The sequence below is a fragment of the Bacillus sp. P4_D3 genome, assembly GCF_056401855.1.
In genome coordinates this window covers 1-4,038 of the sequence record NZ_JBFUIN010000288.1, presented here as the reverse complement: position 1 = coordinate 4,038, position 4,038 = coordinate 1, and the positions used below count along the sequence as shown (strand labels likewise).

The 4,038-nt window shown below is 36.5% G+C and carries 6 protein-coding genes and 1 pseudogene; 1 reads left to right on the top strand and 6 read right to left on the bottom strand.

Going from position 1 to position 4,038, the window contains the following annotated elements:
* Nucleotides 1-236 (bottom strand): annotated as a pseudogene (locus AC1DTM_RS19505) (competence protein ComE); the annotation flags it as partial.
* Between the two features lie 77 nt (nt 237-313).
* On the opposite strand from AC1DTM_RS19505, the gene comER reads away from it, so the two are divergent.
* Entirely contained in the window at nt 314-1,141 is an 828-nt protein-coding gene (gene comER / locus AC1DTM_RS19500) for a late competence protein ComER (protein ID WP_016106186.1), read from the top strand.
* Between the two features lie 172 nt (nt 1,142-1,313).
* Here the strand turns inward: comER and AC1DTM_RS19495 are convergent, their stop codons facing one another.
* From AC1DTM_RS19495 to yhbY, 5 genes are all read right to left on the bottom strand, one after another.
* The gene (locus AC1DTM_RS19495; protein ID WP_477000685.1) at nt 1,314-2,063 is read right to left on the bottom strand and encodes a class I SAM-dependent DNA methyltransferase; all 750 of its coding nucleotides are present in this window, start codon (nt 2,061-2,063) and stop codon (nt 1,314-1,316) included.
* Nucleotides 2,060-2,416 carry a ribosome silencing factor gene (gene rsfS / locus AC1DTM_RS19490; RefSeq protein ID WP_000653209.1) on the bottom strand — a complete coding sequence of 119 codons (357 nt, stop codon included), beginning with the start codon at nt 2,414-2,416 and terminating at the stop codon, nt 2,060-2,062. The genes AC1DTM_RS19495 and rsfS overlap by 4 nt, the downstream gene beginning before the upstream one ends.
* Nucleotides 2,413-2,982, bottom strand: a complete 570-nt coding sequence (gene yqeK / locus AC1DTM_RS19485; protein ID WP_477000684.1) for a bis(5'-nucleosyl)-tetraphosphatase (symmetrical) YqeK — start codon at nt 2,980-2,982, stop codon at nt 2,413-2,415. Before yqeK ends, rsfS begins: the two co-directional genes overlap by 4 nt.
* The gene (locus AC1DTM_RS19480) at nt 2,972-3,541 is read right to left on the bottom strand and encodes a nicotinate-nucleotide adenylyltransferase (RefSeq protein ID WP_002160434.1); all 570 of its coding nucleotides are present in this window, start codon (nt 3,539-3,541) and stop codon (nt 2,972-2,974) included. Before AC1DTM_RS19480 ends, yqeK begins: the two co-directional genes overlap by 11 nt.
* A gap of 135 nt (nt 3,542-3,676) precedes the next feature.
* The gene (yhbY, locus tag AC1DTM_RS19475) at nt 3,677-3,970 is read right to left on the bottom strand and encodes a ribosome assembly RNA-binding protein YhbY (RefSeq protein WP_002015220.1); all 294 of its coding nucleotides are present in this window, start codon (nt 3,968-3,970) and stop codon (nt 3,677-3,679) included.
* Between the last annotated feature and the right edge of the window lie 68 nt (nt 3,971-4,038).

Here is a 4,038-nt window from a genome sequence, read left to right as displayed (position 1 = left end):
ATTTCATACACACCTTCTCTTACAACCGCCCCTTTCACATCAATTATAATTATTTTTTTCTGTTCCTTTGTATCCAATACTTTCGGTTTACTTTTTTTCTCCACATCTTTCGCTTGAACTTCCGTTGTAATGAGCGATTGCTCCGTTTGCTGATTCGTTTTCCAGAAAAAAAGAAAAATCAAAGTGCCAATAATAACCACTAATCCCAACCATTTTTTCGGAAAATCCCACATCATTTTACACCTCTAATCATAAATTTATAACATCATTCATATTGTTTAGGAGAAAGCTGTTACGAAGGAGGGATGAAACATTGAACATAGGAATTATAGGGACAGGGAACATGGGGAATATACTAATCGATGCATTTTTAGAAACCCGTGCTGTCAAGCCTTCGTGCCTTACTATTATTAATCGGACGCCTGCCAAAGCATATCATATAAAAGAAAAATACCCTTCTGTTCATATAGCCAAAACAATCCAAGAGGTAATCGAACAATCCCAGCTTATTTTCATTTGCGTAAAACCGATAGATATATACCCTATTCTAAAAAAATACGCTGACCATTTTTCAGACGAAGATTGCTTAGTTTCTATCACAAGCCCCATATCTCCATCACAATTAGAAACACTTATACCTTGCCACGTCGCTCGTATCATTCCAAGCATCACAAACCGCGCCTTATCCGGCGCATCACTATTTACATTTGGAAATAACTGCTCTGAAGAATGGCAAAAAAAACTACTTCGTCTATTCAAAAACATTTCTACTCCCCTTGTTATAGAAGAAGATATAACGCGCGTTTCATCTGATATAGCAAGCTGCGGCCCTGCTTTTTTTAGTTATTTATTACAATGTTTCATTAACGCTGCTGTAGATAAAACAAATATTACACATGAAGAAGCCACTACTTTAGTAAGTGAAATGGTCATTGGAATGGGGAAATTACTTGAAAAAGAAATTTTCACATTACCTACTTTACAAGAAAAGGTATGCGTTAAAGGCGGTGTTACAGGAGAAGGTATTCGTATTTTAGAAGAGCATGTTGGGGATATGTTTCATAAATTAATCGAACGGACACATGAGAAATTCGATGAAGATTTAAAATGTGTTGAGCAGCAATTCAATAAACACACATAATAAATACGCCATCGTAATCCCAAACCCTTTTTATTAATACTTATCTTTTTCATGCTACATTTTCACTAAAACTAGCATTTTTACACTTTACACATATCATATTTTTATTTTTCTAGAACTAAAACTACATCTTTTCTATAAAACAAAAGCAACCTTATCGGTTGCTTTTCTTTTATCCATTCTTCTTCGCCATAAAAAAGATGCGCTCTGTTTGTTCTGTCACTTCGATTCGTTCAAAGTCACCTGTGACGCGAAGTACTGTAAATCCAGCTTCTTCAAGCCATTTTGTTAACACTTCAACCGAATATGCACGCTGCACGTGACATTCGTCAAAACGATGGTACACATCTTCTTCTGAATCTTGTACAAAGAATGTCAAATCATGTTCCACACTATCTGATTCTTCTCCAGGGAAGCAGTTCCAAATAAGTGATATTTCTTCGCCGTTCACTGTATATGTTTCATTTTGAAATACGTGATGTATTTTATATAAAGAGTGTACATCGAATAAAAACAAGCCATCCTGACGTAAATGGTGGAAAACTCTTCTAAATGTTTCTTGCACTCCATCTTCTTGCAATACGTAATTTAATGAGTCACAAAATATTGTCACACAATCAAATTCACCARGAACATCGAGCTCTCTCATGTCTTGTTGGTAAAAAGGAATAAAATAACCTTCTCCCCCCAATTTTTGCTGTGCGACAGTTAACATTTCTTCCGAAAGATCTACACCAATTAAATCATAACCTTTTCGTACAAGCGGAAGTGTTACGTTACCAGTTCCACATGCTACGTCAAGAATTTTTGCCTCTTTCATAGATGCCTGTTGCAAACTTTCCTCTGTGAATTCCACCCATTTATCATAAGGGACATCATTCATCAGTTCGTCATACAGCAAAGCAAATTGTTCGTATTTCATTGATCTAGCTCATCTGCAATATCTTCACGCGGCACATCGCCCCATAGACGCTCTAAATTATAGTGATTACGCTCATCTTTATGGAATACATGAGCAACCACATCACCAAGGTCTACTAAAACCCAACGTGCTTCATCAAAGCCTTCCATACGTTGTACGTTAATTTCGAACTCATGTGCCTTCGCTTTAATTTCACGTGCAATTGCTTGTACTTGCTTGTCTGAATTTCCGTGACAAATAATAAAATAGTCTGCAATCGGTGAAATACCTTGCATATTTAGTACAACCATATCTTCTGCTCTCTTATCATCAGCTGCTTTTGCCGCTAATACTAATAACTCTTTATCTTTCATTTATTAATTTCCTCCTTGATAATTGCATTGTATGTTTGGAATGTTAATGGATAAATCGTTTGATCTTTTTCCATTAAAAATTGAATTGTTCGCTTTAAAGCAAACAGTAAAGCTTGATTTATATCTTTATATGCGAGTTTCCTCGCTTCTTCCATACCAGGAAACTTACGTCCTGGTTCAATGTAATCTGCTACATAAATAACTTTATCTAACATTGTCATTTTTTCATGACCACTTGTATGATATGTAATAGCTTGTAAAATTTCAAGATCAATAATACCTACTTCTTTTTCTACTAAGTATGCCCCAACAGGTGCATGCCATAACTCTTTGTTATAGTGCAGTAGATCCTTCGGCAAAGCTTCTCTCTTAATAATCTCTTCCATTTCTGGAATCGCTCTACATTTTGCATAATCGTGAAATATAGCAGCCGTCTCTGCCTTTTTCTCATCTACACCATATAACCGAGCAAGTTCAATCGCTGTTTCCATTACACCAATCGTGTGTATATAACGTTTTTCATGCATTTGTTGTTTGACAATACTAAGTGCTTCCTCACGATTCATACAACCCATTCCTCTCGACATATACCTGTACTTTTTCGGGGAGTAAATATTTGCACGTTTTCTTCGTCATATATCTCTCCCGTAACAGAGAAGAAGAAACTGCAAACTCCGGAATTTCCACTTTTACGATATCATAAGGCGTATGTAATGTATAACCTGGTCTTGCAACTCCAACGAAAGTCACAAGCTTAAGTAACTTTTCAATGTTATACCACTTCGGCAAATACTCAACCATGTCTCCGCCAATAATAAAGTGAAACTGCACATCCGGATACTTCTCCGTTAATTGTACCATAGTGTCGTACGTATAAGATGGGCCTTCTCTGTCTAGCTCTTCTAAACAAATTGAAAAGTATGCTTCTTCCTCAGTCGCTATTTGCAGCATGTTTAATCGACTTTTCACACTCGTAATGTTACGTCCTTGCTTGTGCGGTGGAATCTGATTCGGCAAAAACCATACCTCTTCCAACCCTAAAGCATGATACACTTCATTTGCAATTAACAAATGCCCATTATGAGGCGGATCAAACGTGCCACCAATAATGCCAATTTTTCTCAAAAGAAACGCTCCTTCCTTTTACATACAGCAACTCTCCCCATACATATTCGAAGAGAGCCCACTGTTAATAAAAGTTCAATTGGTTTCGCTTTCTACATATCCAGCGTCCACTACGAAATAACTCACGTATATCTTTTATCGAGGAAGTTTAATCTGCTTATTTTCTCTTGATTCTTTGTATAAAACAATTGTGCTTCCGATTACTTGAACGATTTCAGCTCGTGCACCTTGTGCAAGCTCTTCTGCAACTTCACTACGATCAAATTCACAGTTTTGTAATACGCTCACTTTAAATAGTTCACGAACTTCTAACGCTTCTCCAATTTGTTTCACCATATTTTCATTCACGCCACCTTTTCCAACTTGAAAAATCGGTGTTAAATGATGTGCCTTTGCACGTAAAAATCTTTTTTGTTTTCCTGTTAACATATAATTAGCCTCCAAGCTCTCTCATTACTAATTGTTTCATTCTATCAATATTCGGCACACACCCTGTC

Bases quoted from the DNA above. Each gene is read 5' to 3' on its own strand.
- rsfS (WP_000653209.1), bottom strand. From the start codon at position 2,416: ATGAAAGATAAAGAGTTATTAGTATTAGCGGCAAAAGCAGCTGATGAT.
- yqeK (WP_477000684.1), bottom strand. From the start codon at position 2,982: ATGAATCGTGAGGAAGCACTTAGTATTGTCAAACAACAAATGCATGAA.
- yhbY (WP_002015220.1), bottom strand. From the start codon at position 3,970: ATGTTAACAGGAAAACAAAAAAGATTTTTACGTGCAAAGGCACATCAT.